This is a genomic window from Flectobacillus sp., from assembly GCF_049240685.1.
In the GTDB taxonomy this organism is placed as follows: Bacteria; Bacteroidota; Bacteroidia; order Cytophagales; family Spirosomataceae; genus Flectobacillus.
Genome location: NZ_JBMLSD010000399.1, coordinates 22,710 through 42,303 on the forward strand (window position 1 = coordinate 22,710; position 19,594 = coordinate 42,303).

Consider the following 19,594-nt stretch of genomic DNA (forward strand, 5'->3'; position numbering starts at 1 on the left):
GATTACAATACAAACAATTTCAAAGAATCCTGATTAAAAGAGTTTATTTTTCAATATGTCATCCAATTCACAAATTGACTTTTTTCAAAAAAGACAACAATATTTCGAGTCACTTCAAACACAAACACAAGCTCAATATAATCAATGGGCCATTGTGAGAGCTATCTTTTTTATCGCTTGGGGAGGCCTGTCTTATTGGGCATTCGAAGCATTATCTCCTTGGATTTTTTTAGGAATTTTGGTTGTTGGTTTCGGGGTATTTCTTTGGATGATCAACAAGCATTTGGCTATTAAGGCACAAAAACTACGTTATCAACTCTTAACCAATCTTAATGAGGACGAAGCGCTCCGTTTGAAAGGTCAATTTGTAAGAACAGAAACAGGAGAGGGTTATGCACAAGCACAGCATTTTTATGCTTCAGATTTAGATATCTTTGGAAAGCATTCCATTTTCAAATTACTCAATCGCACTCGTACTTACACAGGTGCGGAGATATTGGCCACTTGGCTACAAAACCCTGCTAATCAGGCAACTATTTCAACACGTCAAGAGAGTTCCTCTGAGTTGAAAGACATGATTGATTGGCGACAGAATTTGGAAGTAGATGCTTGGCAAATCGAAGATGTACATCAGCCTATTACTCCTATCCTTGAGTGGCTTCAACTAGCTCCTTTTGAGGTTTTAAAGCAAAAATCTTTACGATATTTGCTCTATTTACCCTATCTCAGTATTCCTGTGGTATTGGCCTGTATCTTAGATATTTTGCCATTACAATGGATTTTGGCGGTGTTTATTATTCATGGTTTTATTCTTAGAAAAGTCAGTGGGTTGCTTGGGCTATATCTCGATAAAACCTCTTCGGTGGCAAATGTGCTCAAAGCGTATGCGAATTTGTGTAAAAGTATTGCAGTACCCGAGTTTAAACATCCTCATTTACAGAAACTACAAGCAGAAGTTAATCAAGCAACGGCTCATATTCAAGAATTGAGTGTTTTATTAGAAAGAATTGGCAATCGTCAAAATCCCATTTTTGCCCTCTCTGTTGGTATGTTGACACTATGGGATTTACGTTATTTTATTCATTTGGAAAATTGGCGAGCCAAACATCAAAATCATTTGGCACACTGGATTGCTATTGTGAGCGAATTTGAAGCACTGAATAGTTTGGCTGGACATAGTTTTGCAAATCCTTCCCATATTATTCCCCAAATTTCTGATAAAGATTTTATCATCCATGCTACACAATTGGGACACCCTTTAATTAAGGCCGAGAAACGTGTTTGTAATGATATTCAGATTGTTGGGCTGGGACAATGCGTGATTATCACTGGCTCGAATATGTCTGGAAAAAGTACTTTTCAGCGTACAGTAGCCCTCAATACTATTTTGGCATTGACTGGCAGTGTGGTATGTGCCCAACAATTTGAGTGCTCTGTGATGCAAGTATTTACTAGTATGCGTACGCAAGATTCTTTGGAAGAAGATACCTCATCTTTTTATGCTGAACTCAAACGATTAAAACAACTCATCGATTGGGTAAACGAAAAGCAAAGCTTACCAACTTTCTATTTCCTAGACGAAATCTTAAAAGGAACCAATTCAAAAGACCGTCACGATGGTGCAAAGGCTCTGATGCTCCAATTGCATCATGCTCAAGCCTCAGGTTTTATTTCGACTCACGATGTTGATTTGGGCGATGAGTTTAGTGAAAAAGGTTTTGTAAAAAACTACAGTTTTTCTTCAGAAGTAAAAGATGGCAAATTAGTTTTTGATTACACACTCAAACAAGGAATTTGTAGAAGTTTCAACGCAAGTCAGCTGATGGCTCAGATTGGAATAAAGATGTAAGGAAAGGGTAAAATTAAATTGATTTACCCGCAATAGGCATTAAGCTATACGCCGTAAGCTAAAAGTTAAATAGTTTTTTTGATAGAATTTAAGTATTTTTTGCCTATTGCCTTACAGCCTAAAGGGTATCGTTTTAGGGAAATGAGGAATAAAATAACTTTTATCAATCATAATATTGCGTATTTTTGATTGATAAATCTTAAAGTTATTCATCATGGCATGGGTTTGGCAACATAAGGATTGGGCAAATTTTGAATATGATAGCTCAAAATTGTATCAATATGAATCTGATTTTTTACTAAATGCTGGTAAAATTTTAGGGCTGATACAAGTAGTGGAGCGAGAAGGTCTCAATACTTTAAAAGTAGAAATTCTTTCACAAGAAGCGCTTTCGACTTCAAGTATAGAGGGGGAAATCTTGGATAGAGATTCTGTACAAAGTTCCATTAAAAAACATTTAGGGCTTCAAACGGACTTTCGTGGTGTTGAACCAAACGTTGCTGGCGTAGCAGAAATGATGGTTGATTTATTTCAAAACTATGACACAGAGCTCACTCATGAAATACTTTTTGAATGGCATAAAATGCTCATGAATGGAAGACGCGATGTTGACAATATTGGGGGCTATCGGTTACATAATGAACCGATGCAAATTATTTCTGGTAACCTTTCCAATCCAAGAGTTTTTTATGAAGCTCCGCCTTCGGATGTAGTTTCATCAGAAATGGATAAATTTATCTATTGGTACAGAACCCAGCTTAAGACGAATATTCCAACGTTAGCTTTTGCGGGTATCACACATCTATACTTTGAAATGATACATCCATTTGAAGATGGAAACGGACGTATAGGGCGAGCCTTAATCGAAAAAGCAATATCTCAACGCTTGGGAAAACCTATATTTATGTCGATGGCAAAGGCTATTGAAAATAGGAAAAAAGCCTATTATGAGGCTATTCAAAATTGTAATCATCAACTACAGATTGATAAGTATCTTGCCTATTTTGCACAGACTGTTCTAGAATCACAAGAATATACGATTCAATTAATCCATTTTATATTACTGAAAGTAAAACTGTTTAATCAATTTCAAACTCAGCTAAACAATCGCCAAATAAAAGTATTATTGAGAGTATTTGAAGCAGGAATAGAAAGCTTTAAAGGAGGTTTGAGTGCTAAAAACTACCAAAGTATTTCTCAGGCATCGGCAGCAACTGTTACACGTGATTTGCAAGAGTTAGTAAATCTAGGTATTCTAATAAAGACTGGAGAACTGAAAAGTACTCGTTATTGGTTGAATAAGCAATTGGATATTTAGAAAAGTATAACAAATAAAAAAGGGGATCAGAAACACATCTGAGCCCCTTTTTATTTTACTCTACCGCTGGTTTCTTACGGAAATACTTGATACGAACTCGTTCGTTGATGTAGTACATACATGGCACGATTACGAGTGTAAGTACTGTCGAGAAACTTAAACCGAAGATAATGGTCCATGCCAAAATACCCCAGAATACCGCACTGTCACCACCAAAAGCAATATGTGGATTGAATTCGGTAAACATCGTTACGAAGTCGATACTCAAACCTACCGCTAATGGTACAAGACCCAAGATAGCCGCAGAGGCTGTCAACAATACTGGTGTCAAACGTACGCTACCAGCTTCGATAATGGCTTCTTTCAATTCATATCCACGACCTCGTAGTTCGTCGGTAAACTCTATGAGGAGGATACCGTTTTTCACTACAATACCTGCCAAAGCAATAATACCTACACCCGACATGATTACAGAGAAAGTCATTCCGAATGCCATAAAGCCTAGTAAAACCCCAATCAGCGATAGTAAGATTGTACCAAAGATGATTATAGGCTTCGAAAGTGAGTTAAACTGAATGGTCAACACCAAGAAAATCAATAAGATAGCACCACCAAATGCTACACCCAAGAAGTTAGCTGTTTCGGCTTGTTCTTCTTGTTCACCTCCCATTTTCACTGTATAACCACTTGGTATCTCAACATCTTTAATCAAATCTGTTATTTGAGCTACGATTTGGTTGGCGTTGTATCCAGCCACAACATCCGAACCAAGGGTAATCACACGTTGCTGATTTTTACGGTTAATTTGGCTAAAAGTGGTTGAATAGCTAATCGTTGCGATTGAGTTCAAAGGCACTTGGCGCAAAACGCCTCCCATAGTCATATCACGATAAGTGATGTTCAAGCTCAAAAGTTTCTCGATTTGATTACGATCACTTTGTTTGATTCGCAACTGAATAGGATACTCGTCCTTATCGTCACGGAACTTTGAAATTTCAGAACCAAATAAGGCTGTACGAATAGCCAAGGCTACTTGTGAAGAAGAAATACCTTCTCTTTGGGCTTTTTGTTTATCAACGTCTACGATAATTTCTGGCTTGTTGGTAATCAAATCACTTTTTAGTTCATCGATTCCTTTGATACCTGATTTTTCGATTCTGTCTTTAACGTCTTTTTCTAATTTTTGTAAAATAGTAAAATCATCTCCTGCAATCTCAATAGCAATGGGTTTACCAGTTGGAGGACCGTTACGCTCTCTTTCTACCGAAATTTCACAACCAGGAAGAGGCGATTTTTTGAGTTCGTCACGAATTTCTTGCAAGATTTTTTCTGAAGAAATTTCACCACGTTCTGTCTTTTTCACAAAAGCCACTGTTACTTTTGATTTTTGTGGGGTTGCCGAGCGATCTGGGTTGAAAGGGTCTCCCGCATTTTTGCCAACATTCGAAATAACCGAGTTTACTGCGACTTCTGCTTTATTTTTTTTGATAATACCAAACACTCGTTTCTCAATAATCTTAGTTACCGAGTCTGTGGTACGAGCATCTGTACCTACTGGCATAACATTGTAAATGTACACGTAGTCTGGGTCACCACTCGGGAAGAAAATCACTTTAGGTTGAACAACCCCCATCATGAAAAAAGTAAATACTAACAAACCGAAAGTAGCAATTACAACACCAATAGGACGTTTGCCATGAATTACCCAAGCAACTACCGCACGATAGCGGTTTTTGAAAGCAGGAAGTGCCTTTTCTTGAAAAGGTAAAATAATTTTTGGTGTCAGAATAAAATGGTTGAATAGATACAAGGCCATGATAAACACAAACAAGTTGCCTAGACCAAAATTGATAAAATAGCCTACCACTGCCAACAATCCCATTATAATCAACGGTTTCTTTAATGACTGTATACCTTCTACGTGATGTGTTTCTTCATCGTGACGTTTCATAAATGATACCGCAAAAACAGGGTTCATGACATAGGCCACCAACAAAGAGGCAAACAACGTATAAATCAAGGTAATAGGTAAAAATTTCATAAACTCACCTACAATACCAGGCCAAAACAACAACGGTACAAATGGCGCAATCGTGGTAAGCGTACCTGACAATACAGGTAAGAACACTTCCGATGCTGCTAATTTTACGGCTTCAACAATACTCAACTTACGGAATTGGTTAAAGATACGGTGAGAGTTTTCGATTACCACAATGGCATCGTCTACCACAATACCCAAGCCTAGTAAGAAAGCAAACAATACAATGGTATTGAGCGTAAAGCCAGAGAAATACAAAGGAATAAAGGCAATTAACGCAGATAATGGTACCGACAAACCCACAAAGATGGCATCGCGCACACCCATGAAGAACATCAATACAAATACTACAAATAAAAAGCCTAAAATTACGGTATTTACCAAGTCATCAATATCAGATTTGGTACGTTCTGATGAGTCGGCGGTAATTTGAACCTTAACCCCCTGTGGCAAACGAGTTTCCTCATATTTGTCCAAAATCTTTTCAATCTGCTCAGAAGCTGAAATCAAGTTTGCTCCGCTTCGTTTAATAACGTTGAGCGTAATAACCGAACGGTTATCTAAACGAGCAAAATCCTGACGTTCCTCATGACTATCAACTACTTCTGCCACATCACCAAGGCGAATCATGGCACCCGATGAAGAGCGTAACATAATATTAGCAATTTGATCGACTGTCTTAAACTCGCCCTTAACACGAAGTGTACGGCGTACGCCTTCTACATTCAAGTCGCCACCTGAAATATTGATATTTTCGCCTTGAACAGCCATTTGGATATCAGTAAAGGATAATCCTGAAGCCTGAGCTTTGTACAAATCAAGATTGATTTGGATTTCGCGGTTCAAAGCACCCACGATATCCACACGGGTAATCTCAGGCAAACCCTCAATCAAGTCTTGTAGCTCTTCTGCATAATCTTTCAGTTTTCCTAATGGATAATTACCCGCCAAATTGATATTCATAATCGGAAATTCCGAAAAGTTCACATCTTGCGCTGTTGGCCCTGAATCTAGCTTTTGCGGTAAATCTTTCTTCGATTTATCTACCGCATCTCGTACTCGTTGCAATGCATCTTCAACTTTGACGTTGGGGTTAAATTCTACAAGAATAACCGATACATCTTGCAAGGCGTTTGATTTGATACGTTTTACCCCTTGAATCGTCTTTAGTTGTTTTTCAATAGGCTTGTTGATTACGTTTTCAATATCCGCAGGGGTTGTACCAAAATAAATAGTTTGCACATAAATTTGTGGTACTTTAATATCAGGGAATTGTTCTTTGGGTAGGCTTCTATAGATACCTAAACCCGCCAAAAACACCATAAAGGTGAACAGGTAAACGGTGGTTTGATTGGAGGCTAGCCATCCAATCATCTTATAGATTCCACCACTACCATGAGGTAATTCTTGTATATCTTTTTCTTGATTTTCCATTTTAATACAGATAGTTATACAGCCATCGGTTTTTACGCTATGGTCTGTTGGCAAGTATTTCTTACCTATTTATCCTTAGAAATGATGCGATTGAATTTGGATTGTGGATAACTAATTGTTTTCCACAATCCAGATATTTATCTAGATTAGTAGCTCAACGGAGTACCATCAACTAGGTCTTGATATCCTTGCGTAATCAAAAGCTCTCCAGCCGAAAGTCCTTCGATGATTTCGATATTACCATTATAGCTCAAACCCGTTTTTACTTTACGACCACGCGCTACTTTTTTACCATTTTCGGTAACAGCTACATAAACAATATCGCCTAACTCTGTATTCTGAATTAGGTTTTGAAGAATCACAATCGAATTAGCTTTTGACAAATCGTTGATAGTCATAATGGCCACTTGGTTTGGCTTTAATTGTCCACCCAAGTTTGGCACTTTAGCTTCTACGCCAAAAGTTCTTGAAACAGGATCTACTAGTGCATCTACAACCCCAACTTTTGTGTTCAACTCCTTATTGATATCTGGGAATTTCACATTTAATGCATCTCCTCGTTTTACAGAACCTAAATAAGTATCAGCTACTTTACCTACAACTTTCAAATTCCCAACGTTTACCAATTGAAAAATAGGCTGACCTGGCATACCCATTTCACCTACCTTTTGGCGAACTACCTCAACTGTGCCAGCGATTGGCGCATATACTTTAGTCATTGCCAATTGAGCTTCCATCGTTACAATACGTTTTTCAAGCGCTTCTTTATTGGCTTTTGCTTGTAAGTATTGTACCTCCGTACCAATTTGTTGATCCCAAAGGGCTTTTTGTTTGTTGAAAAGCGTAACAGCAAGGTCTAACTGTTGCTTGATTTCGGCCATCGACTGCTTTAATACAGTATTGTCGATTGTAGCTACTAATTGACCTTTTTTTACAGCTTGGCCAACACTTACTAACACGCTAGTTAGTTGTCCACTCATTTGTGGAGTAACTTGTACAATATTTTCGGAGCTTACCAACCCTTGGACTTCAACAAAGTGTTTGAAGCTTTGTGGTTGAACTGGGCTTACCGATACCGTTACAATTTTTTGCTCCTCTTTTTTCTCTGTTTTGCCTAATTCTTTCTCTAAACCTTTGATTTTGGTTTCAATTTCCTGTTTTTGAGCTTTTAAGGCTTCCAATTCGGCTTTCTTATCTGTTGGCTTATTGCAGGCTGCCAATAAAAATAAGGCAGAGGCTATTGCTAAGTATTGCTTTTTCATTATTTCTTTTTTGCGATTTTAATATTAGGGATTATTCTACATATAGTTTGCCTTTGGCTTTATCAAGGTCAACCTTAGCAATTAGGACATTGTATAATGTAGCAAAATAATTATTTTGAGCTTCTTTGTATGACGATTCGGCATTGACTAATTCTAAGTTTGTACCAACACCTTGTTCATATTTGATTTTGGTAACACGCACAACCTCTTTGGCCAAATCCATATTATGTTTTTGTTCTTGAAGTGTTTCGTAGGCATTTTTCAAGGTAATCTGACCTTGTTTTACCTGCAAGTCAATACTATTTTGTAAGAAATTAAAGTTTTCTTTAATCTTCTGTACGGCATTCGCGGCTTGAATAATTTTGTATTTTTTCGAGAAACCGTCAAAAATTGGAACTTGGATAGAAAAGCCAAGTGTAGCGGCGTTAAACCAAGGTTTTGTAATTAAATCGCCAAATTGTGGACGCCCCGTCGAATACCCATACGTACTTGTCAGATACACTTTTGGCAAATAACCTGCCTTTTGATTTTTCAAATCTAATTGGGCCAAACGATCTTGTGTTTGCAACATCGAATATTCTATACGGTCACCATATTGGAAAGGTGTTTCGTTTTCTGGTAAAAATTCATTTAAGTTGACACTGCTCAATTTGTCGGTTACGGCCACTGGTTCTGTTAGGGGTAAACCCATCTGAAACTTGAGTAAGTTATAACTCAATTCCTGCAAACGCTCTACATTTTTGTATTCAATCGAAAGGTTATTTTTTTGTACCTCTAATCGTTGTACGTCGAGTTTTTCAACAAATCCTTGTTGATTCAATGCTTTGGTTTGATTGAAAAGTGAATCAAGGCGACCAATATTGAGCCTAAGAATCTCTAAACGCTCCTCATTGACAAGAATACCATAGTAGGCCTTCGTCACATTTTCAGCAATTTGCTGTTTGGTTTGAGTAAGTGACTTGGCTGATAACTCTTTGTAAACGTCAGCCGCTTTTAAGCCCAAAGTATACGAACCATCAAACAATAATTGGCTCAAGCTCGCTACGGCACTACCACTATTACGGACCCCAAATTCGGCAGCTACCACATCGCCTTCTTTTGCATTTGGGTCAAATGTTCTGGCTGGAATAAATACCCTCTGAATAATAAGGTTGTTGGTATACCCAATATTTGCATTTACCTGTGGCAATCCCATCGCTTTGATTTCATTTACCTTGGCGCTGGCATTCAATACATCAAGCTGTGCGGTTTTTACATTCGAATGGTTCTTTACTGCATAATCTATCGCTTCCTTGAGGGTGTAGCTTTGTTGGGCACGCGCTACTACCGAAGTAAGCAATATACTGAAAGTCAGTAAGCTACTTTTAAGTTTAGTTTTCATTTTTGACTAGATAATTAGTAAAATTTTAAAGAACATATATGCATTGTGACTTGAGAAAAAGAATAATTGAATATTTGTATGTAGTAGAAAAACATACCAAATCGCTGATTATCCATTAATCCTGTACTTAGGATTTCCAACAATTTCAGATTTGGCATTTCTGATTTCGGAAATAAAGCAAAACGCCCTTATTTCTTACAAAATATAGAAGCATACACTTTCGAAATCCAACATCCGATATCCGAAATAAACAGTTTTAAAAACCTTTTTACACCCCTAATTATTCATCACTCATTCACTTAACAGATTGAGATAGTTATTATATAATTTGAGACCTTCGTCTGACAAAACACCTCTAATAAAATGGTCAATCAAGGCGATTTGAACTTCAATAAACGAAAATCTATCAGGTGGAAAAACTTGCATATCAAATGCAATAAAAATTGATTCTAGGTGTATTTTGGCTATAATTTCTACTTTGATTTCTGGTCTAAACAAGCCATCAGAGATACCTTTTTCAAGGTCTCTAATCATTTGAGTCAGAATAAAATTCTGTTTGTGCTCCATGAATAAATTCCATGCACGAGGGTGGTATTTCTTGATGTCATAAAGCATCGTTGGGTTGATTTCACAAAAAGATTTTTTTAACATTTCGATGGTCTTAACCATCTTTTCGACCACATTCTTCGAAGTATCCGTCATGGTTTGATACTCACTCTTATCTTCCTCTAATAGATGTACCGCAACCTGAAAAACTATTTCGTCTTTATCCGAAAAATGTTGATAAATGGTTTTTTTAGAAATCCCCAACTCCTTGGCAATGTCATCCATCGTTATAGATTTTACCCCATAACGCATAAATAAACGACCGCTGGTTTCAATAATTCTTTCCTTCATTTCTAATTGTTAAAATTGCTAAAGTCTTGATAGTGTGGCTGATTTTGCAAGTTTAGCAGAGGCTGGAAACTATTTGGTTTCTTATAGTTTCCAAAGGCAAAACTATGGAAACTATAAAAAGGTTCAAAGTTTTCTGTGATTTTTTGTAGAAAAGTCCTACCAGTATGATGAATGGAAATGGGTATGGATAAATGGTAAAGCCTTGATAAAGAAGATTTTGAAAAATATAACTATATTATGATATTTTATAATAAATTGTATTTTGACAAGGCGTACATAATGATGGAAAGGGGCTATGCAGCGATAATGAAGATCAACAGTGGCAAACTATAATGGGAAAGACTGTAAGTATTCAATGATGATACCAGATTGAAGCACTCGGCTTTAAGGCATTAGGCAAGCACAATTTAACACTCTTTGCCTAGCGCCTGTTGCCTTCAACATAAAACTTAAATTTTATTTTACTAACTAATTATTAGTGCTGAATTATGAGTTATAAATTTTACATTCGCAATTCATCACTCACAATTCACCACTAAAACTGACTTATCTACCGAAGTCATCTTGCAAACGTACGATATCTTCTTCGTCAGATGGTGTTTCGGGGTCGGTATGTTGCCAAATTTCAGCAACCACTCCCCACGATTCCAAACCGATTAGTCTGTGACGTTCGCCCTTATCCATTTGGATAAAACTACCTGATTCCAATCTTTTTACCTCGTCGCCTTCTTCGTCGGTTGGGCTAATTTTTACACCCACGGTTGTTCCAGCAATTACTTTCCAAATCTCAGCACGACGAAAGTGATACTGCCAAGAAAGGCGTTTTTCGGGTGCTACAACCAAAATTTTGGGGCTTAACTTATTGGTAATCTGAATTTCAGACATTTCCAAATGAGGGAAATACGTACTTGCAAATGCAGGAGCTTGAGTTTCGTCAATTACAAAAAAACCACCCCAAGGACGAGTTTGGTCTTGCTTAACAACATTAAACCCCAAGGTTGCTAATTCTGAGGCAATTTGTTCGAAAATTTCTTCTTTACTTGAGTTGGGAGAGATGTTTAGGTTCATAAGATAATTGTTAATTAAATAGATAAACTTTCAAGAGAAAGAGACCTGAGAATGCAAATAATACTCCATTAGATATGAGTATTCCCCCAAAAATCCATCTTTTTGTCTATCTATTATGGAGTTATCGACACAAAGTTACAATCCTTTGTGAAGAGATAATGTACCTTAAAATAATTTCATTTTTACTTAAAAACTATCTTCGATTAGTACAATTCCAATTTCTTGCCACTTTCTAAAATACTGAACGCTAAGTATTTGATGCCTGAGCCACTAATTTGATATTTGTATTAACCTTGTTTCCCAAAAATTAATAGCTCACATCATGAACACTACCCAACCTCCTCGCTTAACTATCGGGCGAAAATACTTTTATTTTTCCCAAGACATTATGTATTTCGAAGGCTCCATCAATTATACCTTCGTGTATTTACAAACAGGTAGAAAAGATATTATGGCACAGACTATCGGACGAGTTGCTACGAAAACCGACGAAGGTTTTGTGCGTATTAGTCGTAAACACCTTGTCAATCGCCAGTACATTAGCTCCATACACAAAGACTACGTAGAATTGCTCGATAAAAGTATTTTGCCCATTGCCCGTCGCAGAAGAAGAAATGTTTAGAAACTGATTAAAAATAACGAGATACTAATGAGAACATCGATACGATTTACTTAACAGAAAACATAAGTCATCCCGAATGTTTAGGATTAGGATTATTCTCCAAGTTTTTACAAAAAAGCGGTCGAAAACCTATTTTTCGACCGCTTTTTTGATGCTATTATGCTCGATACAAATGACTTGGGCGCAATCATTGAGACGCAATCATTGCGTCTCTACGGGTTTTCACATAATCACTCAATCGCTAATTAGGAATGATTTATGTTTGTTTATGAGTTAAAACACTAAAAATCAGAGTTTTACAAAAACCTTAGAACGGTTTCGGATTTGAGATTTCTGATTGTGGAAAGTAATGAGGTAATTTTATATTTCCGCAATCAGAAATCCCGAGTCCGAAATAATACTTACATACTCCAACCTTGACGATATTCTCTTTTTACAAATTGGTTTGCCTCTTCAAAATTGGTAATACGCATATTTTCTCCATCCCATAACAGCTTTTTACGACCAGGATAATCATATTCTTGTAGCCACTGTTTATCCTTTTTCGGAGTACGATAAAAATAACTACGAATGGCCAAATTACCCATCAATACGGTCTCGGACATAGGCCCTGCATAGTCAAATGATGAACTTAATGGTTGATGTTTGCCATATCCATCACGACAAGCCTGTAGCCATTGTTGGTAATGCCCTTCGTTATCGGCGCCCACAACTCTTGGAATAGAAATTGGGAGTTTGTCACCTTTTTCCTTGAGCTTAGCTTCTGGCCAAAGCGATGGATTGGCACCATATACACCACACATCATGACACCTTTGGTACCCATTAGGAGCACTCCACCACTCCAGTCACCCAATTTTACATCGGCAGGAATTTCCTCTGGACGTTCTGGCATTAGACCGCCATCATACCAAGTCATTTTTACAGGTTCTTTACCTTTTCTTGGAAACTTGAGGTGAATCATCGACGACGCTGGAAAACTTTCAGGGAAATAGCCTTGTTTGAAAGGGCCTGTCCAAACATCACTTATGCTACATTCTACCTCTGAAGGATACCCAAGTCCTAAAACACGATAAGGAGGATCCATCATGTGACAAGCCATATCGCCAAGTGAACCTGTACCGAAGTTTACCCAACCACGCCAGTTGAATGGATGATATCCTGGGTTGTACTCTTCGTAAGTGGCTGGTCCCAACCACAAGTCCCAGTCCAATTCGCTGGGCACATCAAATTTCCCTTGTGGTTTGGCTAAACCTTGTGGCCATACAGGGCGGTTTGTCCAAGCATGAACTCGATTGACTTCACCAATCAAACCCGCTTTGTACCATTCCATCATACGACGAACGCCATCGCCCGATGAACCTTGGTTTCCCATCTGAGACACCACTTTATTTTCGCGAGCGGCAATAGTCATTTTACGAACCTCAGCAATGTTATGAGCTAAAGGCTTTTGTACGTAAACATGTTTTCCCATTTGCATCGCAGCCATTGCAATTACGTAGTGCGTATGGTCGGGCGTAGACACCGTTACGGCATCAATATTGTTTTTCTCAGCTTCAAATAATTTTCTAAAATCTTTGTAATACTTAGCATTCGGGAATTTCTTAATCGCATTAGCTGCCTGACGGTCGTCTACATCACAAAGAGCAGCAATATTGTTCTTGCCATTGTCCCAAGCACCGTTTAAGTCTGTCCAGCCTTTACCACCACAGCCAATAGCAGCGATATTTAACTTGTCAGAGGGTGCAGTGAAGCCTTTGCCAAGAACATGGCGAGGAACAATGTAAAAACTTCCGAGGGTCAAAGAAGCGGCCTTTAAAAAATCCCTTCTTGAAGAACTACCAGCATTATCTGATGGCAATTTTGTTGAGTCAGTCATTTCTATAGAAAATTAGGTTAAAAAAGAAGACGAAATAGGTCGTTTTGAAGGACTTATAAATATACGTAAAAAGTGCTTTTTTCAAAACTATTGAGTTCGGATTTACTTTTTATCCTTTTATATCGGCATCGGTAAATTGTTACAAAATCCAAAATAGTGAACTAAATTTGTAAGAACAAAAAAACTAGTTTTAGCATTTACTTTATATCAAACTTTTATCAACTAACCTTCGGAATGAATATTGAAACTTTAGCAATAAAAAGCACGCAAATGACCGATGCCAATGCTGGTGCGGTTGCTTCGCCTATATATCTCTCAACCACTTTTGAGCGAGAAACAGATGGCTCGTATGCGCATGGATATATTTATGCTCGTAATGACAACCCCAATCGACAGTTACTCGAAAAAAGCTTGGCATTGCTCGAAGCTGGCGAAGTTGGCTTTGCCTTCGCCTCGGGTATGGCAGCTACTACTGCGCTCTTTCAAGCGTTTAAGTCTGGCGACCATATCATAACACCAGATGATGCCTATTTTGCTACTAATGTATTGATTGAAGATATCTTTTCGCATTGGGGACTAAGCCTAACAAAAGTAGATACAACGGATTTGGAGGCTGTAAAAAATGCTATTCAAACAAATACCAAGCTAATTTGGCTAGAAACTCCTTCTAATCCTCAATTGAAAATTTCGGATATCTCTGCTATCGCAGCTTTAGCACATCAACATGGTATATTATGCGCTGTAGACAATACTTGGGCAACACCAGTTTTACAACGTCCTCTTTTATTGGGCGCCGATATTGTGATGCATTCTACCACTAAATATTTTGGAGGTCATGGCGACGTACTTGGGGGTGCTCTGATTTTGAAGGAGGAAGGAGAGTTATCTACAAAAATCAGAAATATTCAAAAGCTTACAGGTGGAGTACCTTCTCCATTCGAATGTTGGTTGGTGGCTAGGGGTATCAAAACCTTGCCATTGAGAGTAAAAGCACAGACAGCAAATGCCAAGCAATTAGCCGAGTATCTTGCCCAGCATCCTGCCATTGAAGCGGTACATTACCCTGGTTTGCCTTCACATCCACAATATGCTGTTGCTCTACAGCAAATGTCAGAACCGGGAGCTATGCTTTCTGTACAAATCAAAGGTGACGCACAAAATGCCATGAATGTGACAGGTAAATTACAGCTCTTTACAACTGCTACTAGTCTGGGAGGGGTCGAAAGCCTAATCGAGCATCGTAAGTCAGTAGAAGGTCCTTCAAGTCCTACTCCAGACAATTTATTGCGTGTTTCGGTAGGACTAGAAAATATAGAGGATATCTTAGCCGATTGGGCTCAGGCACTCTTGTAGGATAAAATTAAGGTAGGTATTTGAGTAATTGATACCAATACGAGTGAAAGTATGATATCCAATGTATTTTCTCCAATCCTTATGAGTGAAGTTTTTAAAATTTTATTATCTAAGTAGGAAAATATTATTAGTTAATAATATTGGTTATTTGAATATATTCATCATCAAAAGGTTATAGTCAAATTCCACTTCAGATTTACTATTAATTTAATCTTTCCTACTATTCAGCCCAGATTTCTGAATAAATACTTTTGCAGATTGCCCATACTTGAAAGCCGAAAGCTCAGGAATCTGGTCTTTTTTTACAAAGCTTACTCAATGATACGCTCTAGCATCCAAATCAATGCCATTCCTATCATCAGAAAAGCACTAATCTGGCGAAAAACTGTATAAAATCGAGTTTGAGACAGCCAAATCAAAAAAGGAAACATAATCAGAATAATACCTAGTTGCATTAGCTCGATACCAACATTAAAACCCAAAATACTCAATATCATTTGTTTGACGCTAAGCTCTAAATTAGTCAGAGTTTCGGCAAAAGCCATTCCATGAATTAACCCAAAACCTCCTGCAATTAAGACTTCTTTTTGAGGATAAATAGGTTTGAATGCATGTATGGCCGAAACCAAAATGGTAATAGCAATGCAAACTTCAATAGGCTTTACGGGTAAACTCAACCATTGAGAAGCCCCTAACAATAAAGTGATAGAATGCCCGATAGTAAAGGCAGTTACTATTTTGAGTAAAGACAATAAGCTTGGTTTTAAGCCTTTGTAGGCTCCCCACTTTTTACCCTCAAGCATCAACATTGCGGGTAAAAGAAGTGTCAATATAAACAAAATATGATCGGTACCTTCGGCAATATGCTCAATGCCCAACACTACCATATTCTTGAATCCACGCCAAGCACTTCCTTGCTGTAGACTGACCTGAAAAACGGGAATCTTACCCGTAGGCACGTCTAAAGCAATTACGCCAATTTGTTGTAAAGTTGAATCCTCCGAAACCAAACCTTGTTGCCAGTCTTCTTTGATATTTACCAAAATTTGATGACTAGCTACTTGATGCAAGATTACATCATAATCAAAGTAAAAATTGCGTAAATCATAATTCAATGGTGGCGTTATCATAAACTCAACGATCAGCTCTTTATAGTCGCCCGTGGCACGATTTGTTTTTTCCTCAGTTACCCACATTTTCCCTAATGTAACTGCCCAAGCCTTGCCATCAAAACTCTTTGGGCGAATATGTGCCATCAAATAATGACGTAGCGTATCTCCAAGACGCTCAACCAAATGTTCTGAATGGTCATTTACGCTCATACCAATAGCAGATTGAAGCTCTCCTAAAGGTAATTGTATTTCTCCTGAAATACTTTTTTCATGTACCTTCAGCACAACCATCGAACTTGGCATAGGGTGGCTAAAAAGTTGAAATTTTCCTAAAAAGAAAAAAAGAAGATATAACGATTTAAGCTTAACGGACGACATAAGTAAAAGTGATGAGTTGGGAATGTAGAGTTTTGAGCTTACGTATGTGGGCAAAATCTTATCCACTTTACCCACATTAAGATTTAGTCTAAAACTATAAAATGTTTCTACAGAAAATGATTGAAATATGGTTACCGAATCCTCATGACTGATTACTAAAAAAAATTTACATTCACAATTCACCACTCGCAATTCAGCATTAATACCACCTAGTTGCTACCATAATCAGCTTTTCTATCTCTCCACACAGAGTGAGGATGATTCGCGTTTCGAACGATAATACCTCCTTGCATCGAAAATTCAATCCATACATTAGGACCGTCGATTAGTACATAGTCGCCACTATTTGTCAAACTGGTATTTCCATAATAAGAAATATAGGTATCTGCTATATCAGCTTTATATTTTGCGTAAACCGCAGCAGCAGCTTTGTCATCCAAATCATCTGTGTAAGTTTTGATAGCCGCTAATACCAACTCTTGCTTGGCAGCAGTCAAGTTTCCTACTTTTATACCAGTTTTAGTAGTGGGAAACTTGTCATCTTGAGCAGGTCCCAAAATCAAATCATTCTGAGCCGCTGAACGCTTCGCTGTTGCTAATTCTGTTGAACTTAGCCCATTCAACATATTAGCTAATGCAGTTAGTTCTTGTTGCATGGGATTGTATGTGACTGTTTTCCATGTATAAGTAGGGAATGGCTCGGTAGAACGAAACGAAGGGGTACCACCTGTCATTTTTCCACCATTGTAAGTATAAATAATTGTTCCGTGGTGACCGCCTATCTGCAAGCACCAAAGGCCTGTTGTACTTGGGGTTCCTATAAAAGCAATATAGTAGTTGCCAGATCCATAATCTGAACCTCCACCAATCGAGTTCAAGTAGTCATCCGCCGCCAGAATGCCTAAATATTCGGCATTACCTTCATTGGTTACTGAACTTGTAGCTACTTTTAATAAATTATAAAAAGCTGTCCATTGTGTTGTACTCAAAGTACTGGTCTGTAAACCCGAGCGACCACGATACAATCCTTCGGGAAGGTTAGACCATTTCTGAGCATGGCTTTTGTTGTAAGTATCCTGTAACGAAGTAATTTGCGTAGAAGAAAGCGTAGCTTTAAAGGCTTCAGCCATTGCTACTATATTGGTGATATCGGTATCTATTGACCAAGTTGTACCAGTTCCACCAGAACCCGAAGTACCCGAGCTAGTAGTATTCACCGTCAAGGAGATAGTGCATGATTGGCCTGCGACGGTAATCGCAAAAGTAGCAGTACCACTCGTAGCTGGAGTACCAGTAATGGCAAATATCACCGAGCCTGCCCCAGACGCCAATGTTCCAGCGGTGAGAGTGGCCGTAAGTCCAGTTACACCCGACGACGAAATAGCAGTACCCGTGGCATACGACCCTCCATTACCACCTGTATAAGGCACAGTGGCAGTACCTGTAAACGCAGTACCAGCTACAGGAGTAGCCGAAAATGTCGCAGAAGAGCAGTTTAAGGCAGAGATAGATGCTGTGGCCGAAGACGAAACTACAGAGTCGTCTTGTTTGCAACTTACAGCTATTAATGTGGCAAATAAAATTGCGATTGCAATAGTGATTTTGAATTTCATATCCTTGATTGGGTTTGATTGATTACACACCTGTGACTTGAGAATATGAGCGTTCGTTATTGAAAAATAGTAGATTAAAAGTGAACAGGAAAAATCAGTAGGTGAATCGCCCAAAAGAGGATTTTATAAGACAAAGGAATTATTTTCATAGACCATTGTAAAAGTAAAAGTCCATTGCATCAATATTGATACAATGGACTTTCTATCATAAGATTGAGTGTTAAGCTCAATCATCAATAATTCGCAATCACTTAAGCAACTCCTACCTGTTTCAAATACATCACATGCGAACGCAAGGCACTTAAAACACTTGGATATTCGAGATATTCAATGCCAAATTGCTGACAAGTTTCTCTTACCAACTCGTTGATTTTTGGATAATGGATATGACTGATTTTTGGAAAAAGGTGATGTTCTACCTGAAAATTAAGCCCTCCAGTAAACCATGAAACAATTTTGTTTCGAGTAGCAAAATTGGCAGTAGTTTGGATTTGATGAATGGCCCACTCTACATTAATCTTAGAAGTTTCTTCATCTGGCATTGGAAATGTTGTGTGTTCTACAACGTGTGCCAATTGGAATACTACTGCACTTACAAACCCACAAACAAAAGCAATGACAAAATAACCAATCATAGCATCTACAATTCCTAAACGGTAAATAGGCAATGCTACAAAAACTGCTACATAAGCGATTTTGGTAATCCAGAAAATAAGATGTTCTTTGGTATCCATTTTTCTAAATTTAGTTTCGCCCACTTTTCCAGTAAAATATTTCTGAAAATCTTGCCAGTAAATCCATAACAAATACGTCCAACCATACAAAAACACCCAATAGATGTATTGAAAACGGTGAAACCAATATTTTTCCTGTGTTGAACTTACACGAATCCAAGGCTTAATGTCAATATCATCGTCCATCCCATCAATATTAGTAAATGAGTGGTGATTGAAATTGTGCTTAAATTTCCACAAATACACACTTCCGCCAATCATATTCAGCGAATACCCCATTAGCTCATTCACCCATTTGCGTTCAGAGAAGCTTCCGTGCGCGCCATCGTGCATAATATTGAAGCCGATAGCAGCCATATTGAAACCTAACAAAGCCGAAAGCAAGACAGAAACCCAAGCTGTTGGCGTAAAAAACACCAAAATCAAATACAACGCAACTGCACTAGCAAGAAGCGTAGTTGATTTGAAATACAACTTGATATTACCTGTTGGCTTAATCTGATTTGTTTGAAAATAATCGTTTACTTTTTTGCGTAATGCATTAAAAAAAACACTGTTTTTGTTGTTGAAACTTACTTTTTCCATTGAGATGGTTTTCTTGTATAATCGATTTTAAATCCCTTTACAGAGCTTTATTTTCAAAGATTATAGGGTTAGT

The 19,594-nt window shown here is 37.9% G+C and carries 13 protein-coding genes; 4 read left to right on the forward strand and 9 right to left on the reverse strand.

Annotated elements, in window-relative coordinates; genetic code table 11:
- The first annotated feature begins 55 nt into the window (after nucleotides 1–55).
- Nucleotides 56–1,849, forward strand: a complete 1,794-nt coding sequence (locus ACOVQ4_RS18145; RefSeq protein WP_421822029.1) for a MutS-related protein — start codon at nucleotides 56–58, stop codon at nucleotides 1,847–1,849.
- 214 nt (nucleotides 1,850–2,063) lie between these two features.
- A complete protein-coding gene (locus tag ACOVQ4_RS18150; protein WP_421822030.1) occupies nucleotides 2,064–3,167 on the forward strand; it encodes a Fic family protein in 1,104 nt (367 codons plus the stop codon).
- A gap of 55 nt (nucleotides 3,168–3,222) precedes the next feature.
- Here ACOVQ4_RS18150 and ACOVQ4_RS18155 read toward each other — a convergent pair whose 3' ends face one another.
- The 5 genes from ACOVQ4_RS18155 to ACOVQ4_RS18175 form a co-directional block, all read right to left on the reverse strand.
- Complete coding sequence (locus ACOVQ4_RS18155) at nucleotides 3,223–6,579, reverse strand: efflux RND transporter permease subunit (protein ID WP_421822068.1); 3,357 nt, start codon at nucleotides 6,577–6,579, stop codon at nucleotides 3,223–3,225.
- A 206-nt stretch (nucleotides 6,580–6,785) separates the two neighbouring features.
- On the reverse strand, nucleotides 6,786–7,901 hold the full coding sequence (locus ACOVQ4_RS18160) for an efflux RND transporter periplasmic adaptor subunit (RefSeq protein ID WP_421822031.1): 1,116 nt from the start codon (nucleotides 7,899–7,901) through the stop codon (nucleotides 6,786–6,788).
- 31 nt (nucleotides 7,902–7,932) lie between these two features.
- Nucleotides 7,933–9,282 (reverse strand): TolC family protein, encoded by a 1,350-nt coding sequence (locus tag ACOVQ4_RS18165; RefSeq protein ID WP_421822032.1) that lies wholly within the window; start codon nucleotides 9,280–9,282, stop codon nucleotides 7,933–7,935.
- Nucleotides 9,283–9,573: 291 nt separating this feature from the next.
- The gene (locus tag ACOVQ4_RS18170) at nucleotides 9,574–10,179 is read right to left on the reverse strand and encodes a TetR/AcrR family transcriptional regulator (protein ID WP_421822033.1); all 606 of its coding nucleotides are present in this window, start codon (nucleotides 10,177–10,179) and stop codon (nucleotides 9,574–9,576) included.
- 546 nt (nucleotides 10,180–10,725) lie between these two features.
- Nucleotides 10,726–11,247, reverse strand: a complete 522-nt coding sequence (locus ACOVQ4_RS18175; protein WP_421822034.1) for a phosphoheptose isomerase — start codon at nucleotides 11,245–11,247, stop codon at nucleotides 10,726–10,728.
- 322 nt (nucleotides 11,248–11,569) lie between these two features.
- Between ACOVQ4_RS18175 and ACOVQ4_RS18180 the strand changes: the two genes are divergently transcribed.
- Nucleotides 11,570–11,869, forward strand: a complete 300-nt coding sequence (locus tag ACOVQ4_RS18180; protein WP_421822035.1) for a LytR/AlgR family response regulator transcription factor — start codon at nucleotides 11,570–11,572, stop codon at nucleotides 11,867–11,869.
- Between the two features lie 401 nt (nucleotides 11,870–12,270).
- Here ACOVQ4_RS18180 and ACOVQ4_RS18185 read toward each other — a convergent pair whose 3' ends face one another.
- Nucleotides 12,271–13,746 carry a Gfo/Idh/MocA family protein gene (locus ACOVQ4_RS18185; RefSeq protein WP_421822036.1) on the reverse strand — a complete coding sequence of 492 codons (1,476 nt, stop codon included), beginning with the start codon at nucleotides 13,744–13,746 and terminating at the stop codon, nucleotides 12,271–12,273.
- Nucleotides 13,747–13,980: 234 nt separating this feature from the next.
- On the opposite strand from ACOVQ4_RS18185, the gene ACOVQ4_RS18190 reads away from it, so the two are divergent.
- On the forward strand, nucleotides 13,981–15,099 hold the full coding sequence (locus ACOVQ4_RS18190) for a trans-sulfuration enzyme family protein (RefSeq protein WP_421822037.1): 1,119 nt from the start codon (nucleotides 13,981–13,983) through the stop codon (nucleotides 15,097–15,099).
- A 311-nt stretch (nucleotides 15,100–15,410) separates the two neighbouring features.
- Here ACOVQ4_RS18190 and ACOVQ4_RS18195 read toward each other — a convergent pair whose 3' ends face one another.
- The 3 genes from ACOVQ4_RS18195 to ACOVQ4_RS18205 all read right to left on the reverse strand — a co-directional run bounded on the left by ACOVQ4_RS18195 (nucleotide 15,411) and on the right by ACOVQ4_RS18205 (nucleotide 19,521).
- Entirely contained in the window at nucleotides 15,411–16,514 is a 1,104-nt protein-coding gene (locus ACOVQ4_RS18195) for a HupE/UreJ family protein (RefSeq protein WP_421822038.1), read from the reverse strand.
- Nucleotides 16,515–16,798: 284 nt separating this feature from the next.
- Complete coding sequence (locus ACOVQ4_RS18200; RefSeq protein WP_421822039.1) at nucleotides 16,799–18,202, reverse strand: DUF3500 domain-containing protein; 1,404 nt, start codon at nucleotides 18,200–18,202, stop codon at nucleotides 16,799–16,801.
- Between the two features lie 251 nt (nucleotides 18,203–18,453).
- Entirely contained in the window at nucleotides 18,454–19,521 is a 1,068-nt protein-coding gene (locus tag ACOVQ4_RS18205) for a fatty acid desaturase family protein (RefSeq protein WP_421822040.1), read from the reverse strand.
- Nucleotides 19,522–19,594 lie beyond the last annotated feature (73 nt).